The organism is Caballeronia sp. LZ003 (assembly GCF_031451465.1).
In the GTDB taxonomy this organism is placed as follows: domain Bacteria; phylum Pseudomonadota; class Gammaproteobacteria; order Burkholderiales; family Burkholderiaceae; genus Caballeronia.
Genome location: NZ_JARUXJ010000279.1, coordinates 1 through 3,636, shown reverse-complemented (window position 1 = coordinate 3,636; position 3,636 = coordinate 1). Strand labels below are relative to the sequence as shown.

Annotated in this window: 2 protein-coding genes; one reads left to right on the top strand and one right to left on the bottom strand. The window is 56.1% G+C overall.

Annotated features, from left to right (window positions below; all coding sequences use genetic code 11):
* Nucleotides 1-401: hypothetical protein (locus tag QCE79_RS39025; protein WP_309854518.1), on the bottom strand; the 401-nt coding region annotated here is incomplete at its 3' end.
* A 436-nt stretch (nt 402-837) separates the two neighbouring features.
* Between QCE79_RS39025 and QCE79_RS39020 the strand changes: the two genes are divergently transcribed.
* The gene (locus tag QCE79_RS39020; protein ID WP_309854515.1) at nt 838-3,087 is read left to right on the top strand and encodes an EAL domain-containing protein; all 2,250 of its coding nucleotides are present in this window, start codon (nt 838-840) and stop codon (nt 3,085-3,087) included.
* Nucleotides 3,088-3,636: the final 549 nt, after the last annotated feature.

The following is a 3,636-nucleotide window of genomic DNA, read 5'->3' as shown; positions in this document are numbered from 1 at the left end:
ACTTTTTTGCTAGACGCATCATCATGCAGTCCAAAGAAGCTCGCTTCGTAGCGCTCCGTCTCTGCGGCTATCCACGCGTCCGCTGGCATGCAACCACCGAGACGTGCAGATCCCCAATGCATGCCTACGCCGCGGCAGTAAAATGAGACCCTCGCACCTTTCGTCAAGGTCGTCACGTAAGCTTGGCTCTCAGGCACCATCGTGACTGTGGGTCTCTGGAAGATGGTCGAGCCTCCACTCAGACGAACACCGACGAGCACACCATGCACGCGTTTAAATGAGGCGACGCGCCCCGTCACAATCAGATGTCTTCCACGGAACTCGCCATCCGCACGGTGCGTGTCGCGCTCATACTTCAGCTGCAACATGTCCGAAGTAATGGCATCCGGACGATCTACCATGTCCGGGTCGTCTGCATAAGAAGACTGCTGACCGTCTACATACGCGAGTATTTCCGACCTGACAGCATGCTTGAATACCTGACGTTCTCGAGCAGTCAAGTTGACTGTCGGCTCGCCTAATCCATTGGCCCGACCAAGATCACGCGCACCGCTTCGGTCCACATTGCGAGGACTGCTCTGTTGAGCGATGGTTTCGTCCCTGTCGGCGTCCGCAACGTGGCATCCTCCGAGGAAGGGTAGGAAAGTCCACAGAATCAGGCAGCGAACTATCGGCATTCTAGTCTCGCGAAAGGTTGACGTATCTGGTTTACGACAGACGAGAGAGAAACCTTAACTGGGGCCGTCCATTACACTCATTGCCCAGTCCTCTGGGACAAACGGGCATCAAGTCTTTCGGCGAAAGGTCGATAACTGTTTAGTCACGCAAGAAAACTTTTTGAGAAATCAGATGCAACGGGATTGCAGCGAATTGGATGAGGAGGCACGGCTCGCAGCGCTCTCGGAGTTCGGCGTCGACGAGGTACTGTCGGAGCCGGCCTTTGACCGTCTGGTTCAACTGGCGTCGAACATATTCAAGGTTCCTGTCGCGCTCGTATCGCTCGTAGACGGAGAGCGTCAACTGTTCGCGGCAGGCAAGGGACTCGACGTTTGCGAAACGTCGCGAGACGTCTCCTTTTGCGCCTACGCAATGTTGCAGCCTGGTGTTACGGTTGTCGCAGATGCCCTTAAGGATCCGCGTTTTTGCGAGAATCCTCTTGTCACCGGCGCTCCCCACATCCGTTTTTATGCGGGTGCGCCCTTACTTACCGTCGACGGGCATCCACTGGGCACTCTCTGCGTAATCGATCGTGTGCCCCGCGACGATTTCAGCCAGTCGGATTGCCGGAATCTCGAAGACCTCGCAGCCCTCGTTTTAGACCGGCTCGAGATGCGACGTTTGGAATTGGCGCGGCAGGCAAGTCAACTTCGATTCGAGAAGATTGCGGCGACATCGCCCGATGCCATCCTGTGTCTCGATGAATGCGGCCGCATCACGTTCTGGAACGAAGCGGCCCACGCCTTACTCGGATACACATCAGAGTCTGTCACAGGGTGCGGCGTGGAGCTTATCGCTTCCGATGAATTTGCCGCAAGAGTTCGACAATTAGCTTCCGATGACGCAACGCTCGCAGCGGGACGTACCACTGAAACCGTAGTGCGCGCCCTCGACGGAACCGAAAAACACGTCGAATTATCAGGTTCCATGTGGCGCGACCATGGAAAACCGAGCTTCGGAGCGATCTTACGTGACATTACTGAACGCAGGCGTAGCGAGGAACGCCTGGTCAACCTCGCCCTTTTCGATGCGCTGACCGGCTTGCCTAATCGGGCGTTGCTGCGCACCCGGCTGGAAGACTCGCTCGCGCACGACGCGTGCGCCTGCGTGATGATTGTCGATCTTGACGGTTTCAAGGACGTGAACGACAGCCTAGGACACCTCGGTGGAGATGCTGTGCTTATCGCTGTCGCTAAGCGCCTCACTTCCTGCGTACGTGAAGCAGATACCGTCGCCCGAATGGGCGGGGATGAGTTCGCGGTACTTCTTCCTCGATTGTCAAGCAGCAAAGAAGCTGCCCGCGTGGCGACTGCCATCATCAACTCGATCGCGAATCCGATAGTGATTGAAGGCGAATCTGTTTGCGTCGGCGCAAGCGTTGGCATCGCCCTCTGGCCACAACACGGTTCAACGGTACGCGAACTGTTAGGCAACGCCGATCTTGCCCTCTACCAGGCTAAATCTGAGGGACGTAGATGCTGGAGATTCTTCACTGCCCCGCTGCGCGAGGTGGCAAGTGCGCGTAGAGCATATCAAGGGGAGCTCTTACGGGCTTTTGAGCAGGGTGAATTTAAACTTTTCTATCAGCCGCAGGTACGACTTGCAGACGGCGCGCTCGTCGGCGTTGAAGCATTGTTGCGCTGGGACCACCCGCAAAAGGGTCTGCTTACGCCCGGTGCGTTTCTAGAAGCCGTCGAGGCCGGACAATTGACGCCGCAGATTGGTGAATGGATCATCCGGTCGGCATGTCACCAAGCAAGTGCGTGGCGAGAGCGGTTCGGGCTGCCGTTGAGAGTGGGTGTCAACCTTTTCGGGGCTCAATTCAGCACCGGGGATCTCGCCCGCAAAGTGCGTCAGGCACTCAGCGACTACGAACTACCTGCTTCCTGTCTGGAGTTGGAAATCACGGAGAACATCATTCTTCGACACGATGAACAAATGATCGAACCGCTTCGGGATCTGCATGATCTTGGAGTGAGCATCGCTTTCGACGACTATGGCACGGGCTACGCCTCTCTAAGCATGCTAAAGCGCTATCCCCTCACCCGACTGAAGGTAGACCAAAGCTTCGTCAGTGCGATGCTTGCCTCTTCAGAAGACGCGGCGATTATCAGAGCGATTCTATTTTTGGGGCATAGCTTCGGCCTTGAGGTCATCGCTGAAGGTGTGGAAACGAAAGAACAGGCAGAACGGTTACGCAAAAAAGGATGTGAAGTAGCTCAAGGCTTCCTTTACAGTGCAGCGCGAGATCCATTGGCGCTAGAAAAGCAGATTCAACGTCGCGGTGGGCAACTCTTCCTGACCATCTCTGCATGTGGAGAGGAGAAACGTCCCCAAGATGAGAAAGAAGCAAGTCAGACCTCCGACTGAAGCATCCAGACGCCGCATACGGCACCAGTCGGATCCAAGCCGAAGTGTCGCGCAGCATTTTTGCTGAAATGATGCGACGTCCTCGATTCGATGATGATCATGTACTCGACGGGACGATTGAAGCGCACCGGACTTCACCACTTCAATGCCCGGTGCTGCTTCAGCTGACTGATTGCCTGAACCAAATATGGCGGTGACTGTGAGGAAGCCTAACCTCACGCCACGGGAACTGCGGGCTTCGGCTGGCGCGACAGGATCGCTCTCCAATACAGACACGCTTGTGCAGAACTCGTCAAAAAAGTCCTACCGGTTTCAATGGCCTCTCCGGCCGCCCGAGCGACTTCTATTAGAAATTCGCCGAGGCATCCTTACTTGTCACATAGCGCACATTTGGGCCAAGCGACTCGGAGGCAGACCGTCTGTTCCGAAGCCAAAACGTCGCGCCGGACTCACTAATAGATGTCACGCCGGTAACGTCCCTCCTTATCTAGCGCTTCGAGCCGGTTCTCACCGATTGCGTCGCAAAGAGCCGCATGTACGGAACGCCCC